Origin of the sequence: Zavarzinella sp., from assembly GCA_041399155.1 — a bacterium.
In the GTDB taxonomy this organism is placed as follows: domain Bacteria; phylum Planctomycetota; class Planctomycetia; order Gemmatales; family Gemmataceae; genus JAWKTI01.
Map to the genome: position 1 here is coordinate 367258 of JAWKTI010000003.1, position 25185 is coordinate 392442.

Consider the following 25185-nt stretch of genomic DNA (forward strand, 5'->3'; position numbering starts at 1 on the left):
CTGTGAAGGGTTAACTGAGCAGTGCCTGAATTGGTTTGCCCACGCGATCCACAATCCGGATCGGTCGTTCGACATTGGAAAGATTCTGTTTGCCAGGATCAATACCCATTGCCTGACATAATGTTGCCAGGAAATCCGGTACCGATGTGGGTTCACTTTCGACGGTAGTGCCATCTGCCGAAGTTTTGCCAATAGCCTGCCCACCTTTGATGCCACCCCCACCGAGCACAGCAGACCAGGCATTGGGATAGTGATCTCGCCCTGTGCCCTGATTGATTTTCGGTGTGCGGCCGAATTCGCCCATCCACACAATTGTGGTTGTTTCCAGCAACCCACGTTCCTGTATATCGGCCATCAGTGCAGCCCAGGCGGGGTCTAGCGTGTCGCACCGTTGCTTCACCTGATTGAAGTTCTGGGCGTGGGTGTCCCAACCGGTCATCGACACTTCCACAAAAGGTACCCCCTGTTCCACCAGCTTTCGTGCAAGCAGGCAGCCACGGCCAAACAGGTTATCGCCATAGCGGTCCAGCACTTCCGCTTTTTCTTTGGAAAGATCGAACACTTTCGATCCCACCGATTCCATCAGACGAACTGCACGTTCGTAGGCGGCCTGGTGCGACTTGCCCACAAAGCTGGGGTGGTCTGTCTGGAACTGTTCATCCAGGTCTTTCAGAATATCCAGACGTGCCAACGCCTCCACCTGAGTAACGGTTTCCGGACGGTCGAGGTCTTTCACTTTCAGTGCGGCATCCAGTTGCTCAGTGGCCACATTCTGGGCAAAAAACTGGTTCTCTCCCACAATCAGTGGGGCAAAACGTGGGCCTAAAAATCCCGGCCCGAACGCTGCGGGTGAAAAGCCGCGGAACGGTGTAATGCTGACATAACTGGGCAGTTCGAACTTGGTATCGGCAAGTTCCCGTGCGACGAGTGAGCCCACCGAGGGAAACTGAATGGAACCCTGTGGCAGATAACCCGTACGGGTGTAATTCGTTGCCCGGGCGTGGTCGCCTTCTTTGGTGGACATCGAACGCACCACGGAAAGGTGCTTCATCTGCTTCGCCAGAAGTGGCAGGTATTCGCTGATTTCCAGCCCAGGTGCCGTAGTGGCAATTGGTTTTACCGGCCCACCATTTTCATGTTTTTTCAGATCGAACAGATCGATCGTGGAAGGCCCACCATTCATCCACAGCAGAATACACGACCGCTTCCGCTTGGGGTTTTTGGCAACTTCTTCAGAAAAGGCCGGTAGCCATCCTGCCATCGGCAGACCCAGGCACCCTGCCAGTCGCATGAAATCGCGTCTGGGTATTTTCGGTAAGCGGTGCGTGATAGACATCGTTATCTCCCCTGAGTGCTAAGTAACTTTTTAATGATTAACACTGAATTCTGCTGAGTTCAATAACGCCCAGAACAGATCGCTGAGTGCTTTCTTCTGATCGTTACTGCTGCCCCCACGTTCGACATAACTTTCCAGTTTTTCCAGTTCCTTTGCGGTGGGAAGTCGATTCAGGCTGGCCAGAAATAAGGTTTCGATCCGTTCTTTGGTCTTCCAGAATGGAGCATCCACCACACCGGCCAGGATTTCACTTTTCTCCAGGCTGGTCTGATCTGTCACAATGCTGCCATTCATCAGGGTCAGCGCCTGCAGAATTGTCTGGTGGCGTTCAACTGCCCGATCGGTGCTGGCAAACTGGTCGAGAAATTCACGGTAAAGATTGTTAAACTGTTGCCCGGTGCTGTTGACATTTCGCAAACCTGTGGCCTGAGCCAGACTATCGAGTAACTGCTCAGGTTTCAGTCCACGTACGGACATTCTGGCAAAGTGAATCGGCTCCGCCTGGGTGGGGTCTGATTGTTTCGAAGAGAGCCCGTAGACACGTGTCTGCAGAATTGTCTTCACCAGCCATTTGATATCGTATTGGTGGGCTTTGAACTCATCTGCAATGGTTTGCAGCACCTTCAACCCAATCTCGGTGGCATCGGACTCATCGTCCAGGTGGGGCACCAGGGGTAGGCCGGTGAATTCTTCCCACAAACTGTTCACAAACTGACGTGCAAAAAAGGGATTTTCCTTCGAAGTAACCCACTCCGCCAATGCAATGCGTGGGGATTGAGCAGGATTGAACTTGGGTTGTTTCCCATCCAGAAAGCGGGCTTCCACCACCGTTTTGCTGTCGGGTATTGTCACGGTGGATTTCAATTTGAAATCGTTACTGTTCGCAATCTGTGGGTCAACATCACCAAAGAATGCAGAAAACTCCCAGAACTGCGTGCGTTTGTACGAACTGAACGGGTGGTTGTGGCACTCGGCACATTCAATGCTGATTCCCAGAAACATCCGACTGACGGCTGCGGCTGTTTTTTCAGGTTTGCGTTCGTTGGCCAGAATCAACGCACTGGCCCCCGCGTTGTAGACAGGATTGCCGGGTAAAGTGCCGTTGATCGACGCTGTGATCATCTGAAACACAATTTCATCCAATGGCGTATTCTCCCGCCATTGCTCTGTCATGTAGCTCTGAAACTGCGTGGAATAAAACTGCAACTGTGGATTGTTGCTGGCGGTGGCAATCCAGCGATCCCGCAGGATGGTGGCCACAAAGTTACCGCTGATCGCTTTTTCAACCAGAGATTCAATCAGTTTGGTGCGTTTCTCGGGATCAGTATTTTTCAGAAATTGCCGAGTGTCCGCCACCGATGGGATTCTGCCAGTAACATCCAGGTGCACCCGCCGAAAGAACTCGCTGTCAGACGATTGCTCTGCCGGTTTAATGCCATTTTCCTGCCAGTAATTGGCAAACAATTGATCGATCTGCTGGGGCAACTGTTTGGTGGGTTTGTCGGCAGCACAAATGGCAGATCCGACGCCTACACATAGCACAGCGGTGAAAAAAATGGATCGCATCGTTATTCCAATGATCATATCACGAAGGAGCTGCATGGGGCTGTCGTACTTCCATGGTACCAGATATGACGCGACGCAGGTAAATAATTAACCCCACCGTTACAATAACTGTCAGAATGTTGTCTTGCGTGCGTCGATGATCGATGTCGACCAATCTTGCGTAAATAGTTTCCGGGGCGGCACTTCAGAAAAAATTAGCTGAAATCGAAACCCAAAATAGTGAAAATAAATTCACAATTAGATGGTTGTATATGCACTTAAAGTTGATCTTTTGAAAGTTAACCCAGGGGTCCGCCCCGCTTCACTCTGCAAATCAGCTGCAACTTTGATCTGTTGATCGGACGTAAATGCATTATCAATCTGTCAAGGCTTCACGGTATATCTTTTCAATTGCTTGGACGACTTTACTATTTGGATTTGAAATCAGATTTATTTGTTCTCCACCAATTGTTAAGGTGTAAATTCGCCGACAGTCTGGATCGTCTTTTCCTTGATCGTAGCCAACATCAAATTTTTGACCTGATTCGTTCACTGTAAAGTAACCTACATCGATGAACTGAATCTGGTTTAAATTAACAATTCGTTCAACATTCTCGCCATCAATCTTTTTAATTATTCTTGCAAACATTCGATACTCCTCCAAAGTCATACGCTTATTCCACTAGTGGAAAACAAATCGACCAGCATCAGAACTGGACGCAGCACTACTTTTCCAACCTCTTGGATCAGGTTCAACCCAGGTTGCAATCTATTTATTGCTTGGTTTAGAGAACTGGCACTTACAGTGCCACAAAGGCAGTCTGATTCAGCTAATGAGATAATCCAGCTCTATTGCCTTGGGAGTGCACCTACGGCAGTTCTGCAGTCATTGATTCTCATCTTCCTTTTCAGGTGGGATCATTTTTCGCAGAATGCTGTCCGGTAGGAATCGAACCAGATTCATCAACATGGTCATTCGTTTTGGAAAAGAATAACTGGTTTTTTTGCGGCTGATCGCCCTTCGTATCCTCCGTGCGGCCTTTTCCGGAGTTTGCACCCAGAGCCTCGTGGGATTTTTCTCGGTCATCGGCGTTGCCACGAAGCCGGGATTGATAACCGTTGTGGCGATGCCTGTACCGTGCAGATTCATGCGTAGAGAGCGCATGAATGTATTCAGGCCTGCTTTACTGGCACAATAAGCCCCCACATTGGGTAGGGCCCGCCAGGCTGCCATGCTGGAAATTGCTACCAACTGACCCGATTTCTGTTGTAACATGGTGGGTAAGATCGCTTCGAACGTGTACAGCGGTCCCAACAGGTTGGTGCGGATCACCTTGTCTGTAACATGAATATTCAAACTGGTAGCAGAATGATGCCCGCCCACGCCTGCATTGGCAATCATAATATCGCAGCCACCAAGGTGGGTGAGTAATTGCTGTACCGCCTGTTGAACCTGTTGGTAATCCTGGATGTCGGCAGTGGCGTAGGCTGCCTTGCCACCAGATGCTTCAATTTGGGCAGATAATTCCTGTAAGGGGGCTTCACGGCGGGCAACCAACCCCACGTGGGCACCAGCCTGAGCATACTCTCGGGCCAGTGCATGTCCAATACCACTGGAAGCACCTGTAATCATTACGCGTGTTTGCGCCATCTTGGGTATTTCACCGTTTTTGCGGGGTGCACGGGGGATATTATCTCTAACGATAGAAGTTCCCGTGATTTCTCGTTTCAACGCTTGGCAAGAATGCCAATTCCGTTCATGATGAACTTAACAAACTTCAGACGGGCCTGATGTTATGCGCTGGTTATTGTACGATTTCGTTTGCTTGTTGCTCCTGGTCGCCTTCAACTGTGGGGCTGGCTATGCGCAGGTAAAGTATCCTACGCCGCCGGAAAAATATCAGGTACAGATCCGCTACCGCATTGAAGGCAGTCGAAATGTTCGCGTTCTCCAGTATGAGGAGATGACAAAGTATTTTGCCAAGTGCGGTTTTGAACAAACACCGGATGATGACAACGATCTGGCAGCATTTGACTTGACTGCCGAAATGATGGATGGCACCGCCCCCTCCAATAACGTGCGGGAGATTCTGAAAGATCGTCGCGTGCAGACAATGTTGTTGCTTCCGGATGGGCTGCAGATGGATACCCCCACTGATGAGTATCGAATTGCAATTTATCTGCGGCAGAATCCTTCACAACGCCTGTTGTTCGATCAGGCGTTGGTTGTTTTGAAAGCACTGAAATTTTCCCAGGATATCGGTTACGATAACCGTGGATATCAACTGATACGTGGGCGGATGCCAGCCAGCGAAATTCCAAAGCTACTGCGAGATCTCCGCAACCAGCCATCAGGCTGGTTTTTGCCAAATACCCCGGAAGGAGTACGGAGTAAGACGCTTGCAGGTAACCTCACTGGTGGGTTAGCCGCACCATTACGCGATGTCGTTCCTGTGGTGCTGGCGGAAGTATTAGGCAAGTATCAGCCACCTGCGATGTTGGTGGAACTGCCACCGGTACCCGAAGACCAGCCATACCAGATCAAATGGACTCCTGGTCTGCGACGTTTTATGGCTGATCCGGAACGGATGGAACAGCCACTCCGTCTGGAATTGATCCTGAGTGCTGCACCCGAAGCACGATCTGTCACATGGCGTGAACCATTTGAGGCAACCGGTGCTGTGATCGAAGGTCAGTTCGGGCCGATTGTTTCTGTATACCTGAAATCATCGGCAATGCTGGGCAAAATCAGCGCATTGCAGTCGGTAATCACGGTACGGCTGCCTCGCACACCAGACATCGATCGTATTCCGATGCCAGAACCAAAAGAACCGAAGCCGGATCTTTCCGAAATCAAATTGCCGATATCGAATCAACAGTTACGACAGGCCACCGATACTATCCAGTTACCGTTAACTGCCCCCGATGCTGACCCACTGAAAACAATGGGTTTAACCAAACTGCATCAGTTTGGTGCCCGGGGTGCACGTCAGAAGGTGGTGATTATCGATAGCGATTTCAGTGGCTGGGAAGACCACCTGCCCCCCGACCCCAAGAAGCCGAACCAATATACTTTGATTGACCTGACTGCGGCTCGTAATCGGAATGTGGAACCCGATCCAATGCCGGGCGAGCTGGGACGTGGTGCCCATTGTGCCAAGATTGTTCACCTGACAGCACCCGATTCTGATATTTTGATGATTCGTGTGGCCCCTGATTCCGCTTATCAGGTCAGTGACATCATTAATTTTATTCGTGGCACTTCACTGTCGATGAATGCGATCAAGGTTCGGCGAGATGAGATTGCGTTCGATACAAATGCACTACGCAATCGGCGTGCTGCCGCAATTGTGGAATATAATCAGGCATTTGCCGATTTCAGTGCTGACGCCGCCGCTGAAAAACGTAGACGGGATGCCCAGGCCGCATTCATCCCGCTTCGGGAAGATGAAGAAAAATTACTGGCACGAATTAAACGCCTCGATCTGCTGGAGCAGAACCTGATTGGGATTTATGGTGCCAACGTGGTGCTTAACCTGATTCACTGGAACCATGGCTATGGCCTGGATGGGGCCAATCCTTTTACCCGCGCACTCGATAATTGGCTTGTGCCTGTGGCATCATTTGGTCGCACACGGCAGTTGGTGCGTCGCGAGATGCCACCGCCACCGGTTTGGATTCAGGCAGCAGGTGATAATCGTGGCCAATCCTGGGTGGGACGATTCATCGATCGCGATGACAACGGCGTGATGGAGTTTGCCGGTAACGATCAACTTCTGGCAAATGATCGCTGGTCGCGGGAACTGAACTTTCTGGCGATTGACCAGGGAATGAGTAAACAGTTCCTGCTGCCTGCTGGAACGAAAGTTCGCATTTCTCTGCAATGGCGCGAGCCCCACGATGAAACTTTCTCCGAAGATGAATACCGTATACCAATTCTGCCTTTCCAGGTACAGTTGATCAAACAGCGTGATCCAGAAGGTAAAACTTCTGCCAGTGATGAAATCGATCTGGTAGCTGTCACAGAAGGATTGGCAGAACGCCTGCACTTCGAACCAAACTTTGCGGTGTACGAACGAATGCTGGAAATGACGATTCCGGAAGATGGTCATTTCGCAGTACGAATCGTGGGACAATTACCGATATCATTCCGCCCCGTTGGTTTACCCACGATTGGTGATAACCAGCAGAACATTCAGGTATTCCCCCGCCTGTTTGTGGAAGGGATGAACGGAAAACGAATCATTCTTGGCGATTTTGCCAGCGAACGCTCTGTGGTGCCTGTGCCTGCAGAATCACGTGGGGTCTTTACCGTTGGTGCGGTGGGCAGCGATGGCAAACCACGACTGCGAACCAACCTCGGTGCGGGTCCGCTGGCAGAATTAATGATTAAGCCAGATTATTACGCTCCCGACCAGATCCCTGGTCTGGTGGAAGAACCAGTGGCTTATGGCAGCGATGTTTCTGCATCACTCGCCGCAGGCTGGTCTGCTTCGATGCTCAGCGTGGGTGCACGGCCTGTCGACTTCCACCGTGGCCTGGGTCTACCGAAAGGCAGCCTGATCGTTGTTCCCAAGTTCTACACCGAACGACGTCGATAACCCCCTGCATCTTTCGAATTGGCTGACAATTTTCCACAATTTTTACCAGTCGTTCTCACATTAAAGTTGCATTCTGCACTGTCCACGTTATAGTGGTGGTGAGATTGACCACGCCATTTACCCCCACCTGATTCTCATGAGAATTTGCACATTATCCGTTGTACTCTTCTGCATCAGTGGTTTTTCCCCAGCGTGGGGGGATACTCTCAGCAAACAGATTGATCTGGAAATTCTCAAGAATGCCAGGCAGCAGCCAGTAGCACCCGTGGCAGACGATGCTGAATTTGTGCGTCGGATTTACCTGGACCTCATTGGTTCGATCCCCTCGGTCCAGCTAACCACTGATTTTCTGGCAAATAAAGACCCTAACAAGCGCACTTCACTGATTGATCAATTGCTTGCCAGTAAGCAATTTACGCATCATCTATCAGAGCAGCTTCACATTTTGTTAATGGAGCGGCTGGGCGAAAATCCTCTGTGGCAGGAATATCTTTCCGATGCCACAACAAAAAACAAGCCGTGGGATCAGATGGTGCGGGAAATGCTGCAAGGCAGCAATGTGGAAGGTGCCCCCAAGGGTGCGTCTTTTTTCCTGTCCAAACGATTGGAAAATTATGGTCAGAATCCGGTGGATTACCCCGCACTGACGCGGGATATTGGCCGACTGTTCTGTGGGGTGGACCTGCAATGTGCCGAGTGCCACGATCACCTGTTTGTGAAGGAATATAAACAGCGGGATTTTCAGGGGTTATACGCCTTCGTGCAGCACGCCTATCTGGTAGATGCCACCACTGCTCAGGTGGGGGAAAAACTACCAGGTAGCAAAGTTGCTTTCTCATCGGTTTTTAAGAAATTGCCATTGGAAACTGGGCCCGCACTGCCCGGAAAGCCAGAACTGGACCTGCCGATGTTTCCGAAAGGGGAAGAATATATCGTCGCACCCGATCGCAAGACGAAAAGCCCAGGAAAATTGAAGATCAGCTATTTGCAGCAATTGGGGGAAACGGTTGCAGGTGTTGGCAACGACCGACTCGCCAGTAATATTGCCAACCGAATCTGGCACATGCTCATGGGCAAAGGGCTGGTGGAGCCACTGGACATGTTTCATGCGGAAAATCCCCCATCCCACCCGGAACTGATGAAATTGCTGACCAGCGAATTGATTGCCCACCGTTATGATCTGAAGTGGCTGATCCGCGAGGTGGTGCGATCCGAAAGTTACCAGCGGTCCAGCAAATTGGCAGAATCCAGCACCTACGCTTACGGCAGAGGTTTGGAAAAACGCATGTCTGCAGAGCAGTTCAGCAGGTCGCTGGGTATTGCCCTGGGTAAGCCATTCACCAAAGCCGAAACGGATCGTTTGCTGAAAACCTTCGCTAACGCACCGCGGGAACCAGAAGTGGAAATTGCCCCCAGCTTAAAAGGAGTGCTGTTTCTACGCAACGATCCATTGATTCACGAACGGTTGAACCCCACCCCCGAAACGCTGGTGGGGCAAATTGCCACCATGAAAAACGATGAGATTCCAGATCGCCTGATGTTGCAAGTGCTTACCCGCAAAGCATCTGCGGCAGAAAAGGCAAAAATTGTCGCATACCTTTCTGATCCTGCCACACGCCAGCAACGCCTGCCTCATCTGGTGTGGGCAGTCATTTCCAGCACTGAATTCACCATCAATCATTAAAATATCATGCGTAATTCTCATTTTCTTTGCCCCACGCACGAACATCTGCTGAATCGTCGCACGTTGATGCAGTGGGCAGCAGGTCTGGCAGGTGCCGGTGTCCTGAGCAGCACTGCTCAGGCGAAACCTACACCCAAAGAGAATCCGAAGCAGATTCTGTTCATCTGGCTTGATGGTGGGATCAGCCAACTAGAAAGTTGGGACCCCAAACCGGGCACGCCGTTCGGTGGGCCTTTTCGGGCAATTCCTACGTCGGTACCAGGGATTCATATTTCTGAATTGTTGCCCCACACCGCGAAACAGATGCACCATCTTTCATTGGTGCGAAGTCTGCACACGCAGGACAATTCCCACTCGGCTGGAGTGGATCGCATTCAGCGGGGCGATCCCAAAAACCGTGGGGTCACCTATCCTTTTCTTGGTTCTGCAGTGGCAAAACTGCTCGGCCCCACGTCCAGTGGCCTGCCACCCTACATTTCAATCAAGCCAGGCAGTGGCGGCTTTATTACCAAAGATGCTGGCTTTCTAGGGCCGGATTTTTCCGCACTGGCACTGGGCGATGGCAAACCACCAGAAAACCTGTTGCCACCACCAACCATTTCGCCCACGCTAGATGAACAGCGAGATGAACTCCGTGGCTTTTTCGATGCAGAATATGCAAAAGAACGCCAGTCGAAAACCGCCGAATCATTAAAGAAAATTCATGAAATTGCCCAACAGCTTCGTAAGCATCGTGATTTATTTGATGAAAACAGCTATTCCGCCAAAGACAAAGAACGTTACGGCACCCACGAGTTGGGGCGGCACATGCTGATAGCCCGACGGATGATTGAAGCGGGGGTACGATTTACCAAAGTAACCTCTTACGGATGGGATACACACGGTGACAATTTTCACGGATCGGCATCGCTGGTGCCACAGTTTGATCAACCATTTGCCGCACTGTTGGAAGATCTGCATGAACGCAAATTGCTCGATCAGGTGCTGGTGATTGCGATGTCGGAATTTGGCCGCACCCCACGAATCAATGGGCATTTAGGCCGGGATCACTGGCCGGAAGCCTGGTCGCTGGCCATGGGTGGTGCGGGAATCCAGGCGGGGGCAGTGTACGGTCGCACCAATGATAAAGGCACCGATGTTGCGGAAGGTGAAGTTGATATCGGCCACCTGTTCCATACCTGGTTCCGTGCGGTGAATGTGGACCCGTTTTTTGTGGAATACGACAACAACGGCCAGCCACTCCCGATCGCCCATGATAATTGCAAGCCAATCACCGCACTGTTGAGAAAGTGAGAATATTTTCATATCTCTTGCGGTTCCGTACAACCTGTCCCACTGCAAGAGCGATAGGCCCACAACTGAACCAGCATGGGGCATCCCTTGCAAGCCCCTCTACGTCGAAAATAAATTGGTTCGTGATTGAGTGGTGTGCGATTAGCACGATACTGGGTGCTTGGGGTTGTGGAGTTTTCAAAAATGATCTGGCAAACTTTGCAAAATAGTTTCATCAATTTCTTGTTGAGGATGATCGTTTTAACCACGCATTCCGCCGCGTGATCTTTGCTGTGCTCGACAATTCCCCGAGGCAGGAAACATTGGAGGCATTTGAGAACCAGTTTGATTCCAGTTGGATTGTTGATCGGCGAAATTACCGATTATTCACGGCTTTCAGGGGTGTAAAACGGAGTGGGGCAAATGGCAGAGGAAACGGAATATGATCTCGACCTGACTTCACCAAATGATTTGACGGCACTTACCGGGGACAACCAGGGCTTGCGTTGGTGAAACAGATTGCCCACAATGAATGGTTTTGTGGTTTCACCTGAGGTGGGTACTGGATCACCGAACCGTAACAGAGAATCTTCGCAATTTCGGGTGTTGTCAAATGTTTCCAAATTCGGCTTGTTCTTGAATTATCAGTTCGGTCTGCAGATATGATTCTACATGCAGGAACTATTTACTTTTCACTGGAATATACAGCGAATAACGCGCCGTTCCGGAACTCGATAGAACGCGATGTCTTCGTTTTCAGCTGCCACCAGAAATCACCTCCCTTCAGCCGAGAGTTCCGATCTCCTTCCAATACTGTGTCGAGATCGCACCACCAGGTTCCTTTCACGATGCGATTTTCACCTTTCGTAGCCACCCCACCGTCCTTGTGGTAGGTCACCCACTTTATTTTCAGGTCGGTCCCGTATTCAACAATCATGAGCTTGCCGTATTGCTTATCACTGGTGACATAAACCAGAATGGTACCCGTGGGGATCTGATTTTCTTTCGAATCACTGCCATCAATATTTTGCCTGCCTTCTTTTCTGGCATTTTCAACCAGTTCTTTGATATATTTGTGGCTGAGGGCATCAAAAGGTTCCATATCTTTATTCTTCGCTGGCACCGGTGCGGTCCATGCCTTTCCAAGAAACAGGAATAATACTGCAAGCGAGATTCGGAACATGATCAGCACCCTCGAAAACCGACTGACTGTTTTTCCATTATAATGAAATCCTTTGGCACGGATGCATTTGCTCGATTAATCGAGCAAATGCAGACCCATGGTGGGGCAGAAATGGGCACGCTTGTTACCCCTATTCAAACGGAAGATGTCTACCACAACCCGAATTGTGTGAAGGTTGTGTGCGATGAAAGTGGCAGGGCATTGTATTTCAGCCGCAGCAATCGCTTGTTTTCAACTCCGCGACTATGCTACATCGCGGACTCTGTTCGGGCTCATACCAACATCATCGGAGGTTCCATGTCTGAAGTGAAACGCATCCAGTTCTCGACTACTATTAATGCGAGTGCAGAAGTAGTGTGGCACCACATCACCACACCTGAAAGTTACGAGCAGTGGACATCAGTATTCGCAGAAGGGTCGAAATTCGAGGGTTCCTGGGAAAATGGCTCGAAGATCCGCTTCCTATCGCCAAGTGGCGATGGAATGATTTCGGAAATCGCGGACAGTCGGACGAACGAGTTCATTTCTATCAGGCACCTCGGCTTTATATCCAATGGAGTGGAAGATACAACAAGTGAAGCTGTCCGCTCTTGGGCGCCAGCATATGAGAATTACACGCTCCAGGCGACACTTGAAGGCACAGGAATAGTAGTCGACCAGGACGTATCCTCCGAATGGGAAAAACACATTAGCGAAGCATGGCCGAAAGCACTCAATCTGCTGAAAGGGCTTTGCGAATCCTCAAGTGTAGCCTAAATATGCGATTCGAGCAGGAATCGCTTTGTATCCACTTTCGCGACTCTGCTCGATCGCGGACCAGTTTGGCGAAGAAAATGCCCACGAACGTTGCTATCTACATATTTCCAGATGTTGAAGTCCTTGACTTTGCTGGTCCTTATGAAGTGTTCACCACCGCATCCAGACTTTTCAAGCGGAGGAATCCCGATGCGGAGGACTTATTTCGTGTGTTCCTGGTTGCCAAAGACCAGAATGCAGTATGTGCTCGCGCAGGCCTCAAGGTGCTGCCAGACTTCTCACTAAAGAACTGTCCCGCCACTCATTTACTGATCATTCCAGGCGGAGTTGTCGACAGAGAAGTAGGGGACGCACAGGTAATTGAATGGGTGAAGACTCATTCCGCTCAGGCAACGATCACCGCGTCCGTATGTACAGGTGCATTCATTCTTGCCAAAGCAGGCCTGCTTGAAGGCCGAAATGCGACAACCCATTGGGAAGACATTGCTGAACTACAGACTCAGTTTTGCAATGTGCTAGTTCGTGAGGATGTTCACTGGGTTGACGAGGGAACAATCGTAACATCGGCGGGTATCGCGGCAGGAATTGATATGAGCCTTCACTTGGTTACGCGCTTCGCAGACAAGGAATTGGCCGCCAGTACGGCAAGGCAAATGGAAGTTCCATTCGGTAATAACTAACTTCTTCTAACGGAGCCTCGATTGAGTATATATTAATAGAGATGCCCAAAGGATGCGATTCGAGCAGGAATCGCTTTGTATTCAGTTTCGCGACTCTGCTCGATCGCGAACCAGTAAAATTGCATGTTTCGCTGCTCATATATCCTTGACGGCACCGGCTGGGCCACTGTCTCGGTCAGTGAGAATGACCGCCAGGTCGCTATGACCGCTTCGTATCTGCATGATTCGTTGCGTGAACTGTCGCAAGCAGCCCTCGACCTTTGCGATGGGAACTCAGCCGTAACAGTTGTTTTCATGGCCGAACCTGGAGAACACCACTTGATAGTCACTGGTTCCCAAAATTCAGCCTTGGTAGATATAGAAGTCCGATGGTTCGATGACTGGGCGAGCTGGAATATGTATCCCGCTGACCAGTTCAATGTTGTGTTCAAGTGTCAGACTACCGTGTCCGAGTTCGCATCTGCCGTTGTTAGTGTGCTTGATGACTTGCTGGAAAAGTGGGGGCTTGACGGATATCAGAAAAAATGGGCCGAGCATCCCTTCCCAAAAGAACTTCACAACCAACTGGCTGCGCTGAACAGTGGCTGCAATTGACTGGCTTCCCCCACGCGATTATAGTCTTGCCAGTACGTACCCTTGTCTGGACGGTTGGCTTAACGGTCGGAAATCGAGCATATACCTGTTTCGGCACCTAAGTACCAGTTCTCTAAGCTCAGGGTGAGCATCGCGAACCATGGGAAGCATATGCCGCCAACACCAACCCTGAAGGGGTTGTTTCCGACCGTCGAAAATAAATTGGTCAGCGATTGAACATACACTAAGTGTGATGGCAACACGCGGGCTATCCAGCGATTGGGGCAGGAATCGCTTCGTCTCAACTTTCGCGACTGCTCGATCGCGGACCATTTGGCAGCAGTGTTCACCTGTTATGGCTCGTCGCAATATCTATGATCCGGCATTTGTCCGTCAACTATTTGACGAAATGGCGGCTACTTACGGCATCGTGAACATGATCTCATCATTTGGCTTTGCACGACGCTGGCGCCGACAGTGCGTTGGTTGCATGGAAATCACCGATGGCGCAGCTGTCGTGGATTTGATGACGGGCATGGGTGAGTTATTGCATCTCATCGCATCACGAACAGGCCCACATGGCCAGATTATGCTACTCGATATCTCGCCTGCAATGTGCCGTGTTGCTGCGAAACATCAATTGGACTTTCCGTATCAAGTCGTCGAAGCTGATGTTCTGCAACACGGACTGCCGGATGAATCCTACGACTACGTTGTGTCTTCCTTTGGCCTGAAGACGTTTAATTCCGAACAACTCTCGGAACTTGCCGGGGTTGTCTTCCGCCTCTTGCGTCCTGGGGGGCAATTTGCTTTCCTGGAGATTTCATTACCTCGATCGCGCTTGCTCCGCATACCATACTATTTTTACATTTCGTACGTAATCCCTCTCATCGGACGCATTTTCCTGGGAAATCCAGAAAATTACCGTCTCCTCGGAGAATACACGAGAGCATTTCGCGATTGTCGTGAAGCCTATGATCAATTTGCAAAGACTGGTCTTGAGGTCGAGTATCGTTCCTTTTTCTTTGGCTGTGCCACTGCGATTGTTGGCAGACGTTCCAGGGTACCTCCGAACCACGAGACGCAGGCTTAAGCAGTGATTGGTATACATCATGCGACTGCGAAACCACCGTACTTGGCCCCTGCCCACTTACGATCATTACAAGAGGATGAAATGAGTTCTCATATTCGTGTTGGCAGTCGAATTCGGCGCAGATTTGAAGACCGTGAAGGCGTCATGCAAACAGAATGCGGTGTCGTTGTCCATATCTGGAGCGATCCTGAAACTGGAGACGAAGATGCGTATATCGCATTTTTTGGAAATCAGTTTCCTGATGGCAAGCCTGCTTCAAAGCCTTATATCCTGCGTTACTTTGTGGCTGGCCTGGAATTGGTTGATTGAACTTTGCGGGATTCGGGAACCTGAAACTCGAACTTTTCGCTTCCAATCCAAATAATTAGGGACGTCTGTCCGAAATCGTGGAGATCCAGCATCTATAGTAACATGTTGTTCCATGCAAATAGATTTGAATATTGTCAGTAACAACAAGACAAAGTGCCTTTCAAAAAGCTATTGATGCGACCAGCACTACTATTCATTTCCTCGGTTGCCTTTCTCGTAGGCGGCAGCATTACCTTTGCTATTGTGCACGCCTTCGATCTCAAGAACGCCGAGCTTTCTTTCATCGTTGGCGCAATTTTGGGTACCCAAGTGGCAGCATTCGTTCATCATCGTACCGCTGGGGCACAGAACAGCTTTGGAGTGAAATTTGCAGTTGGTTTATCCTTGGCTATTTCAGCCTTGGTTCTGGGAATGACATTACACTCGATTTTTCGGCCGTTCAGCAATGTCGAAGTCAGCGTATCGATTGCAGTCATCGGATCTTTGATCTTTCCCTTTGTATTATTCGGAACAATATGGAAGGCATTGGCGAAGAATAAGAATGCCTAAATTGGCCACATTCGACGGGCGACTTTCAGGATTAAGCTAACTTGGTGGGCAGAAGAAACTGGGCGTTTCAGACCTTACCGGACGCCGTGCATCCATTTCTTCATCAACGGCGAGATCAGCAACAACAGTGCTGCACAGGCAATCGCAAAGAATCCACACTGATTGAACACTTTCAGTGCCTGATCGAAGGTTTCTTGTGGGGTCGCTTTATCTGAAACTTCCGTCAATTTGGCAATATGCTTGCCGGCCTGGTGGGCAATCGACGAGGAGAGGAACCAGATCCCCATCATCATGCCCACAATCTTGCCTGGGGCCAGTTTGGTTACCAACGACAGTCCCACCGGGGAGAGTGCCAGTTCGCCCAGAGTGTGGAGCAGGTAAAGACCAATCATGAAAATTGATGGCATGACAAAATCTTTCGCTGATTGTTTTCCTGTGCTCAACAACAGGAAACCCAGGCCAAGCAACAGCAAGCCAATCGCAAACTTGATTGCGGCATTCGGGTCCAGCTTTCTTCGCCCCAGATACGTCCACATATAGGAGAACAGTGGAGCGAAGATAATAATGAAGAACGCATTCACCGATTGAAAACTACCGGTGGTAATTTTCAGCCCAAACAGATTCTTACTGATGTGTCGATCGGTAAAGATTGTTAGTGCACTGCCCGCCAGTTCAAAGAAGGTCCAGAAGACTGCGGTGAAGAACAACAGAATCAGAATGACGAAAATCCTCTGCTGTTCCGGCTTGGTGTACTGGAAGGAATCGTAAATCATGTAGGCGATCACGAGTAAGCCCAGCACAATCAGCACAATATCGACAATATCATTCTTGTAAATTAACAGTGTGGACAGGCCCACAAACAGGAACGTTCCACCGTAAACGACGTATTCCCACATTTTGGGTGAACTGGCGAACACGGGTGCTGGCTTGGGTGGTTCCGCATGTTGTTGTAGAACGCCAGTAAATACTGTTACCAGAAAGATGATTAGCCCTAGAACCATGCCGATGCCAGCGAGCAGAAAACCGTATTGCCAGCCTTCTTTCTCCCCAATCGCCGTGGCTGTCAGTGGGGCCAGAAACGCCCCCATGTTAATGCCCATGTAGAAAATGGTGAACGCACCATCGCGGCGTGGGTCGCCCTGCTGGTAAAATCGACCGATCAAGCTGGAAATATTCGGTTTGAAGAAACCATTCCCCATTACCAGCAGTCCCAGGCCGAAAAAGGCCAGTTGCAGACGCAAGGTTTGTGTGATTTCAGCTCCCCCTCCCCAGGCACTGCCAGCCAGCGCAAACTGACCAGCAGCCATTAGAATAGCCCCCCAGACAATCGATTTGCGGAAACCGAGCAACCGATCGGCCAGCACCCCGCCGAGTAGTGGGGTCAGGTAGACCAGGGCACCGTACGCACCATAAATGCCGTAGCCAGCATCTTTGGACATCCCAAAGCCACCGAACCCAGCAAAACCAGCTTTTTGATCCAGAATTGTTTTGGTGACGTAGAGGACCAGCATCGCCCGCATACCGTAATAACTGAAGCGTTCCCACAGTTCCACCATAAACAGGCAAAACAGTGCCGCAGGGTGCTGCTTGCGGTTCATGAAAATCACCGCGATCACCCAAATGATCACGAACGCCCACGCACCGATCATTATCTTGTAAATTGAATCCATGAATCACTCTCTAACGCCAAATGCACAAATAACACCACTGGTGGAAGGGAGAGGCGAGATAGCACCAGCAAACGAAACCACGATAGTAATCGTTTTCGTATCTTACGCAACTGTTTTTTGTGGGAAACCGTGGGTAAACAGAAAATAGTGCTATTTTCGGTACCCCACCGAACCAAACTTGCTTGCCAACTGCTCTATATTTGATAACCTTTTAGAACGAGGGGCGTTTAGCTCAGCTGGCTAGAGTACCACATTGACATTGTGGGGGTCACTGGTTCAAGTCCAGTAACGCCCATTCCCTCTTCTCTGCATTGATCACATTTTTGTTATATAGACACTCAAGCACCTATCAGTGTTCCACGTGGAACATTTTCGATATTCATTTGAATATCTGATCGACCTGCAGCCTTTTTGCTGATGGCCCCACAGCCGATTGTGGTATATTAACGCCAATGGATTCCCACTGGAGTTGTTAATGGTCGGCCCGAGCAAATCTCCCATTCCATCGGAAGTGGATTTCACCGAAGAAACCGTCACCAGCCACGAAGCGGTGGCAGGAAAACAGTTACTCGGATTTTCCCCACCTGCCTTAGCAGGTGAAGTGGGTACGTTGGGGCCCTACCGAATTATTAAAGAACTGGGCCACGGTGGCATGGGGGCTGTATACGCAGCACTGGATACGCGGCTGGATCGGCAGATAGCCCTGAAAGTGATGCTGCCCGAATATGCCGCCAACCATGCTGCTAAAGAACGATTCCTGCGGGAAGCCCGTGCCGCTGCCAAAATCAAGCACGACAACATTGTAACGATTTACGAAGCCGACGAGCGGGACGGCATCCCTTATATCGCCATGGAATACCTGGAAGGCTACCCGCTGGACGAGTATTTGAAGAAAAAAGGCACGCCCAGCCTGAAGCACATTATTCGGATTGCTGCAGAAACTTTTGCCGGGCTCGGCGCAGCCCACAAACTGGGATTGATCCACCGGGACATTAAACCGGGTAACCTGTGGCTGGAATCACCCAACGCACGGGTGAAGATTCTCGATTTTGGTCTGGCAAAGCCAATGGATTCCGAGGTGGAACTGACCAAAAGTGGCACCATCGTGGGCACACCTGCCTACATGAGCCCGGAACAGGCCCGTGCGGATGAAATTGACCACCGATCCGACCTGTTCAGCGTGGGGGTGATGCTGTACCGGCTTACCACGGGCCAATTGCCTTTTGCAGGCAAAACCACGATGGCGGTGCTGATGGCCTTAGCCACGGAAGAACCCAAACCGGTGCGGGAATTGAATCCAGAAGTACCCGAATCGTTGGAACGGCTGATTAACCAGTTACTTGCAAAAAATCCCGACCAACGACCGAAAGATGCTGCAACAGCGATTGCCCACCTGCGGGAAGTGGCGGAAGAATTGAAAAACCCGGGTCACACGCAGCCGATTGTGGAAGCGATGCCGGTGACTTACGTACCGATGTCGATGCCCACCGCAGCAGAAAATCCTTTTGCCGACATTGATGCGAGCAGTGGTAGTGCGACAATTGCCCAGCCGCAGGCATCGGAAAAGCAGCCTGAAGTACGCCACGGCCGAAAAAAGGCCCCACCTACTGGAAAAAAGCCGTTCTGGATTGCCGCAGGTTCGCTGGCCGCACTGGTGGCAATGATTGTTGGTGTGGTGATCATCATCAAAAATAAGGATGGCACCGAAACCAAAATTGAAGTGCCCGACGGTGCCACCGTAATTGTGAAGGGGAAAGACGGAAAAGAACTGGCCAACGTGGGGCCGGGAAAAGTTAATCCAGCCCCACAGATGGATGTTGACCGCAAAGCCGCCGAGTGGGTAATTGGCCGCAGAGGCATTGTTCAAGTGAATGGCGAATTGAACGATATTAATTCAGTGAAATTGTTGCCAAAATCGCCATTTCGGCTGACGTCAATTAAGCTAATCATTTCAAAATTAACAGACGAGGATCTTGGTAATATCGAGAATTGTGAACATTTGATGGAACTCAATTTAGGTGGTAACACATCGATTACTGATAAAAGCATCCTTCGTTTAAAACATATTCATGAACTACGTACTCTGGAATTATACTATTGCAAAATTACTAACAAAGCATTAGAACATTTTAAAGATTGTAAAAACTTACAGTTTCTCAATATCAAAGGAACGCTTATCACTTTAGAGGGTATTGAACAGTTGCAAAGCCGTTCCGATTTGACAATACTTAATGTGTCAAATAACAATAAAATCAGAGACAGTGATTTGGTACATCTTTCTGATTTTAAAAAACTACAGGAATTATCGCTCACTGGCACGCATATTACAGATCAAGGAATTCTTCATCTCAAAGAATTAAAGGGACTGAGTGGATTGGATGTAAGTAGAACAAAAATAACACCCACTGGTATTGAAGAACTCCATCAATCGCTACCCAAATGTAGAATCACCCACGACAGTGGGGTCATTGAGCCAATCGATATTGACCGCAAAGCCGCCGAGTGGGTGATCTCAAAGGGTGGTAGCGTGCGGATTAACGGGCAAAGATCCGACATCGTGGCCCTGGAGAATCTGCCAAACGATTCTTTTTTCCTCACTCAAATCAATCTGCCTCAAACACGAGTAACCGATGCAGATCTGAAAAATATCTGGAATGTCAAACACCTGTTAGGTCTCAATCTGGCCCATAATAATCAGTTAACGGATGGTATAATTCAAAATCTGCTACAACTTAAAGATCTTGAAACTCTTGATTTGGCAGGAACCAAGGTAACTGATACCGGAGTGAATCAGCTCAAACAGCTTGTAAATCTCACTAGCCTCAATCTGTTAAAAACTCTGGTTAGTGATGCTGGCAGCAAGGACTTCAAGGATCTCAAAAGACTGACACATCTCGACTTATCCGATACACTGGTCAGCGATGCAGGGGTAAAGGAACTCAAAAGCCTCACAAACCTCAATTACCTAAATTTGGCATTCACTGGCGTTGGTGATGCTGGAATGCAAGAACTCAAGAATCTCAAAAACCTCAAAGCACTTACTCTGGAAAAAACGCTGGTAAGTGACCTGGGGCTAAAGGAACTCAAAGAACTCAAAAACCTTAATTACCTAAGCCTTGGACAAACAGAGGTAAGCGATACAGGACTGAAAGATATCGGATTGCTCAAAAACCTTACTCAGCTTCACGTTCACAAAACAAAAGTCAGTGATGAAGGTATGAAGATAATCAAGGTTTTAGAGAAACTCGACATTCTCGATCTTTCTGGAACGCAAGTGGGTGACTTGGGATTAAAGGAACTTAAAGATCTAAAAAACCTGAACCATCTCTTTTTGAAGGATACAAACCTTACAGATGAGAGTTTGAATCAATTAAAGGAATTCAAAAAGCTGACATATCTTAAACTGCAGAACACAAAAATTTCCCAGAAGGGATTTGCAGACCTAAGGCAGGCCTTACCCAACTGCAAAATCGAGCATGATGGTGGGGTAATTGAACCTGAAAACGGAGTCGATTTCCACCGCACGTTTGCTGCATTTGCCCTTTCCAAAGGTGGCACCGTGGGCATTTTATCTGAAGGGCAATTTCAGGATGTTGCCCCACCGAAAATGCTCCCAGGTGGGGCTTTTCAGGTAATTACCTGTTCGCTGGCGGGCAAAAAGATCGCTGCCCACGATTTGCAGCACCTGCATGCGGTAAAAACAATCTCCACGCTTATTATTTCCGATACATCACTGGATGATGCAGGATTCGCCCAGATTGGCAAACACCAAACGATCGAACTGCTCTACGCGAATGATCTACCAGTGACAGACGTGGGCATTGCATCAATTCAGCATTTACCGCTGAAAAAACTGCACCTTTGTTCCACAAAAGTGACCGACAAGTGTGCGTCCGCACTGGCAAAAATGCCTCTGGAAGAACTGCTTCTGAACAGCACTGCGGTTACAGATGAAACTTTGGTGAAACTGGCGAAAATAAACTCATTAAAAATACTGTCGGTGCCACGCACGAAAGTGACGAAAGCGGGTATCGACCGTTTTCATGCAGCACTGCCCACCTGCAAAATCACCTGGGACGGTGGGGAAATTGCCGCGGAGCCAGCGAAACAATAATTTGATTGGCAATTTGTTATATAGTCATTCGGATATGCATCTGTGTTCCACGTGGAACATTTTCGACACTCGTTTGAGTGTTTGACGAATCAGCGTTTGAACTATTTCGGTTGATTCAACACAAATGCAATCCATGTCTCTTTATCTTGAATCGCCATCCGTGTGGGACGTGGTTGGCCCGGTGCCGCGAAGCAAATTGTTAATTTTTTCTCATCCAACTGATACACACCCAGTTCTTCACCATTGAGTGGGGAAATGAAGTCAATTTCACGCAGCTTCGGTTTGTGGTCGATCTTCACTTTCACGGTGCGTTCATTATCAATGGACTTCAATTGTGCATATATGCCGGTGCCATCGTGGAAAAACCGCACTTCAGGCTTGTTTTTCTGCAGCACATTGTCTGGTGTTTTGGTGCCTTTGATCCAGATTTCCTGGATCTGCCATTTTTCACTGAACCGCACCGCATCGGACGATTTATCCAGCCCCACGGGCAGTGCAGGCACCGCTTTGTTGGGAATTTCTTCTGGCTTCAACAGTGGTAGCGGGGCATCATTTTTCGGCGGAACTTTGACGACCGAAGTGCCTTCCGGCAAGAAGTTCTCCCCACGCCAGTATTGCTGGGTTTGCCGCACGGTATTGTCGAAGCGATCCAGCTCTTTCCGCACCAGTTCCTGAGTAAGCGAATGATTTTTCACTGGGCAATACAGGTGAATCCGTCGATCGGTGCTGTCGAAGCTGAAATGAGCAGGCCCAATGACATCATTAATTTCAAGTAGTTGCTTCCAGGCCTTTGGTGGCACGCGATCCGGTTCGGCAATGGGCGAAAATTTGCTTTCCAGCCAAATTCGGCTGCCATCATTACTTAAGGAAAGCAGGATATAAACCGGCCAGCGATCCCGCACAATTTCCACCTGAAATACTTGTGTAGAAAGGACTTTCGGTTCGTAGCCCAGTTCGCGCAGCCATTTCCCCAGGATATCGGTGCTGATGGCACCGCTGGGAATTGGTCGCATCAGGGGAAGTTTTTCGTCTGCTGGTGCACTCCCCAGGCCGAGGCACGCACCGATAATGCAAGTCACGAGTAATCGGCCCACCGTGGCATCCTCCTGAAAACCGAACGGAAATCTAGCATGTACCAGATTGTGGCAAAAGACGCAAGTGGAAGAAAATGGGAATTAAGGCGGGAGAAAATGAAGGAAATGTCACAAAGAGACTAATTATCTAACGACCCCACTTCGCCCCCACCGCGGGTGCAAGCACCACGCCACAGATCGAGGCGGATATTTCTGGTGACGGAACGCACCGATCCGTCCATCAACAGCACATTTACTACCCCACCTGTATGGTAACTTCGACTGGTTACCGCAGCATAAGTGGGCAAATTGGTTGTCAGTCCCTCTCGGCTCGAATTGAAATCGACATCATAAGTGCCAGACATCACCGCAGTATTCGGTGCGAAAGTACTGGTAAAACCAGTCTGGTGCACGCGGGCATCCACCCACTCGGTATGGCCGGAATTCGTTTTGAAATCGCCACCAAGAGAAACCACATCAGCCGGCGCAGTGGGAATGGGGGCGTTCAAAGCAGCAGGGTTTCCACCATCGCGAAAATAAGGTGTGTAGGCTTTCACTTCTGAAAACGCCACAGTATTACTGGTGCCATCAATCATTTCTGCCATGCTGGTGCCACGGTTCAGGACAAATGCCCCATCGCCCGTTTGGCGAGTCAGTGGGTTATACAGAAACCAGGTTCCGAAATTCCCACCATAGTTAATGGGGTAGTGCGTCAACGCACCGTCGGGACGTGGTTTATCATTCACTTCGCTGGGACAGATAAAGATTGGCACGCGAAATTGGGTTACCGCTGGCTGAACCGAGTAAGGTAGAGCAAAATTAATGAGATTGTGCAGATTTTCCTGTTCGACATACGGCAGCAAACGTGCCTGCAGCGAAAAACTGACACCTGTAGCACCGTTGGGATAGTCGCCCGCACTGGGAAAAACGAAAAGTGCTGATTCATGGTTATGCAGTGCCAGGCCGATTTGTTTCAGATTATTCTGGCACTTCGCTCGATTAGCCGCTTCGCGAACTTTCTGCACTGCGGGCAGCAGCAAACCAATCAGAATCGCGATAATGGCGATTACCACCAGAAGTTCGATCAATGTAAATGCACTTCGACGCATCGCACAGCACCTTAACGATAATGATATGCAGTCTCAATATACTTGAGGCCTTGTGACTGTCAATGGTGAACTCTGTTGGTTTTCTTCTTTTCTCTCGTGCTGGTGCGACAGGGTATCCTTTCCGGTGTGGCACCGAAGAAATGGCATGAGAAAGTTTTTTGGAAAAAATCCAAAATATAGGGAACAAGTTAACACTATGATCGTCTATATAGTATCTAGTGTCTTGCAAGAAGCGATCTCGCTCGGCAGATTGAAAAATATGTCTGTATCGCAATATTGTGATACGCCGAATTTGGTCGCGATTGGAGGTTTTTGGACAAAAACTGGCCAAAAAATTCTCATTAAAAGCAGAAAATGGCCGTAAATGGCCCCAGTGTGTGAGAATAGCTAAGTTGGATCGTCATTACCACATGGGCTTTTGCGCTCAAACGGAACCAAACAGGGAGTCAGACGAATGAGACATTCCATTGTCGCCTGCATTGTCGCAACTGTTTTGACAGCAACCACTTCCGTGCGTGCTGATGAAATAGATAACGATCAGGTAAATGCGTCAATCGAAAAAGGTTTGACCTGGTTGGCAAAGCAACAAACCAAAGCCGGTAGTTTTGAAGCCAATGGTGGACAATATCCCACGTCGATGACGGCCCTGGCTGGCATGGCTTTCCTGATGGAAGGCAGCACCATGCGGGAAGGGAAATACAGCGACAACATCCGCAAAGCCGTTGACTGGTTTTTGAAACGATCGATGCCGAACGGATTGTTGGGCAACACCAATAATCCCACCGAAGCACAACGATATATGTATGGCCACGGGTTTGGCATGTTGTTCCTTGGGTGCGTCTATGGTGAAGAAGACGACGAAAAGACCCGCAAAGATCTGGAAAAACTGCTCACAAAAGCAGTCGATTTCTGTGGCAAGGCCCAGACGAACCGAGGTGGCTGGGGATATGTTTCGGCAGCGGAAGGTGCCAACTTCGATGAAGGCTCTGTGACAATCACCCAGCTTCAAGGATTGAGAGCCTGTCGCAATGCGGGTATTCCAGTGCCCAAGTCAATTATCGATAAGTCTGTTGAATATCTGAAAAACTCCACCACACCAAACGGTGGGGTGATTTATTCTCTGGCCCATGGTCGACCTGCAATTGGTGGCGAACGCCCCGCACTGACGGCTGCGGCCATTGCATCTGGTTTCAGCCAGGGCGAATACAATTCTCCACTCGTCAAGAAGTGGCTGAGCTACTGCCAGAAGAATATTCGATTTAACCAGGCCGGATCCGGCTTTGGCGAATACATGGATTATTACTTCTCCCAGGCCATGTATACGCTGGGCGATGATGGTTGGGAAAAAATCTTCAATGGCGACAAAAACGGTTTGAAGTGGTCGGAATATAAGAAAGTGATGTACAAATACCAGGTTGGTCGCCAGAAAGCGGACGGCTCATTTGGTGCCAGTTATGTTGGTGGTGTTTACGATACCGCCCTTTCTTTAACTATCCTCCAGTTAGAACGTGCCACCTTACCAATTTATCAACGGTAAGTGGGGCAGCATTCCAGCGAGTATGATTGTTTGAAAAAACCCTGGTGGCCGGTTTTCCGGTTTATCCAGGAACCGAGTTAATAATTTTTGAGCAGGGCTTC

19 protein-coding genes and 1 tRNA gene are annotated in these 25185 nt (G+C 49.4%); 12 read left to right on the plus strand and 8 right to left on the minus strand.

The annotated features are described in order from the left end of the window. Window positions 1-10: 10 nt before the first annotated feature. The 4 genes from R3B84_15720 to R3B84_15735 form a co-directional block, all read right to left on the minus strand. Window positions 11-1336 (minus strand): DUF1501 domain-containing protein, encoded by a 1326-nt coding sequence (locus R3B84_15720; protein MEZ6142014.1) that lies wholly within the window; start codon window positions 1334-1336, stop codon window positions 11-13. Window positions 1337-1366: 30 nt separating this feature from the next. Next, complete coding sequence (locus tag R3B84_15725) at window positions 1367-2902, minus strand: DUF1553 domain-containing protein (GenBank protein MEZ6142015.1); 1536 nt, start codon at window positions 2900-2902, stop codon at window positions 1367-1369. A gap of 355 nt (window positions 2903-3257) precedes the next feature. Then, the gene (locus R3B84_15730; GenBank protein ID MEZ6142016.1) at window positions 3258-3530 is read right to left on the minus strand and encodes a hypothetical protein; all 273 of its coding nucleotides are present in this window, start codon (window positions 3528-3530) and stop codon (window positions 3258-3260) included. Window positions 3531-3767: 237 nt separating this feature from the next. Next, window positions 3768-4532: an SDR family NAD(P)-dependent oxidoreductase gene (locus R3B84_15735; protein MEZ6142017.1), complete on the minus strand. Its 765-nt coding sequence runs from the start codon at window positions 4530-4532 to the stop codon at window positions 3768-3770. A gap of 145 nt (window positions 4533-4677) precedes the next feature. On the opposite strand from R3B84_15735, the gene R3B84_15740 reads away from it, so the two are divergent. The 3 genes from R3B84_15740 to R3B84_15750 all read left to right on the plus strand — a co-directional run bounded on the left by R3B84_15740 (window position 4678) and on the right by R3B84_15750 (window position 10459). Continuing rightward, window positions 4678-7482, plus strand: a complete 2805-nt coding sequence (locus R3B84_15740; GenBank protein ID MEZ6142018.1) for a hypothetical protein — start codon at window positions 4678-4680, stop codon at window positions 7480-7482. Window positions 7483-7618: 136 nt separating this feature from the next. After that, window positions 7619-9166: a DUF1549 domain-containing protein gene (locus R3B84_15745; GenBank protein ID MEZ6142019.1), complete on the plus strand. Its 1548-nt coding sequence runs from the start codon at window positions 7619-7621 to the stop codon at window positions 9164-9166. Window positions 9167-9172: 6 nt separating this feature from the next. Beyond that, entirely contained in the window at window positions 9173-10459 is a 1287-nt protein-coding gene (locus tag R3B84_15750) for a DUF1501 domain-containing protein (protein ID MEZ6142020.1), read from the plus strand. Between the two features lie 664 nt (window positions 10460-11123). Here R3B84_15750 and R3B84_15755 read toward each other — a convergent pair. Next, a complete protein-coding gene (locus R3B84_15755; GenBank protein MEZ6142021.1) occupies window positions 11124-11621 on the minus strand; it encodes a hypothetical protein in 498 nt (165 codons plus the stop codon). Between the two features lie 42 nt (window positions 11622-11663). On the opposite strand from R3B84_15755, the gene R3B84_15760 reads away from it, so the two are divergent. From R3B84_15760 to R3B84_15785, 6 genes are all read left to right on the plus strand, one after another. Continuing rightward, window positions 11664-12377 carry a hypothetical protein gene (locus R3B84_15760; protein MEZ6142022.1) on the plus strand — a complete coding sequence of 238 codons (714 nt, stop codon included), beginning with the start codon at window positions 11664-11666 and terminating at the stop codon, window positions 12375-12377. A 77-nt stretch (window positions 12378-12454) separates the two neighbouring features. Continuing rightward, window positions 12455-13057 (plus strand): DJ-1/PfpI family protein, encoded by a 603-nt coding sequence (locus R3B84_15765; GenBank protein MEZ6142023.1) that lies wholly within the window; start codon window positions 12455-12457, stop codon window positions 13055-13057. A 123-nt stretch (window positions 13058-13180) separates the two neighbouring features. Next, a complete protein-coding gene (locus R3B84_15770; protein ID MEZ6142024.1) occupies window positions 13181-13651 on the plus strand; it encodes a hypothetical protein in 471 nt (156 codons plus the stop codon). Between the two features lie 334 nt (window positions 13652-13985). Then, window positions 13986-14723 (plus strand): class I SAM-dependent methyltransferase, encoded by a 738-nt coding sequence (locus R3B84_15775; protein MEZ6142025.1) that lies wholly within the window; start codon window positions 13986-13988, stop codon window positions 14721-14723. 81 nt (window positions 14724-14804) lie between these two features. Further along, window positions 14805-15032: a hypothetical protein gene (locus R3B84_15780; GenBank protein MEZ6142026.1), complete on the plus strand. Its 228-nt coding sequence runs from the start codon at window positions 14805-14807 to the stop codon at window positions 15030-15032. 174 nt (window positions 15033-15206) lie between these two features. Next, window positions 15207-15581: a hypothetical protein gene (locus R3B84_15785; protein ID MEZ6142027.1), complete on the plus strand. Its 375-nt coding sequence runs from the start codon at window positions 15207-15209 to the stop codon at window positions 15579-15581. A 74-nt stretch (window positions 15582-15655) separates the two neighbouring features. Here R3B84_15785 and R3B84_15790 read toward each other — a convergent pair whose 3' ends face one another. Further along, complete coding sequence (locus tag R3B84_15790; GenBank protein MEZ6142028.1) at window positions 15656-17251, minus strand: peptide MFS transporter; 1596 nt, start codon at window positions 17249-17251, stop codon at window positions 15656-15658. Window positions 17252-17472: 221 nt separating this feature from the next. On the opposite strand from R3B84_15790, the gene R3B84_15795 reads away from it, so the two are divergent. Next, a tRNA-Val gene (locus R3B84_15795) sits at window positions 17473-17546 on the plus strand. Between the two features lie 180 nt (window positions 17547-17726). Continuing rightward, a complete protein-coding gene (locus R3B84_15800) occupies window positions 17727-21365 on the plus strand; it encodes a protein kinase (protein ID MEZ6142029.1) in 3639 nt (1212 codons plus the stop codon). A gap of 101 nt (window positions 21366-21466) precedes the next feature. Here the strand turns inward: R3B84_15800 and R3B84_15805 are convergent, their stop codons facing one another. Both R3B84_15805 and R3B84_15810 read right to left on the minus strand, forming a co-directional pair. Then, complete coding sequence (locus tag R3B84_15805; protein MEZ6142030.1) at window positions 21467-22459, minus strand: hypothetical protein; 993 nt, start codon at window positions 22457-22459, stop codon at window positions 21467-21469. 119 nt (window positions 22460-22578) lie between these two features. Beyond that, window positions 22579-23547, minus strand: coding sequence for a DUF1559 domain-containing protein (locus R3B84_15810; GenBank protein MEZ6142031.1), 969 nt, complete (start codon window positions 23545-23547; stop codon window positions 22579-22581). A gap of 454 nt (window positions 23548-24001) precedes the next feature. Here R3B84_15810 and R3B84_15815 point away from each other — a divergent pair, with 454 nt between their 5' ends. Continuing rightward, the gene (locus R3B84_15815; GenBank protein MEZ6142032.1) at window positions 24002-25084 is read left to right on the plus strand and encodes a prenyltransferase/squalene oxidase repeat-containing protein; all 1083 of its coding nucleotides are present in this window, start codon (window positions 24002-24004) and stop codon (window positions 25082-25084) included. Window positions 25085-25185: the final 101 nt, after the last annotated feature.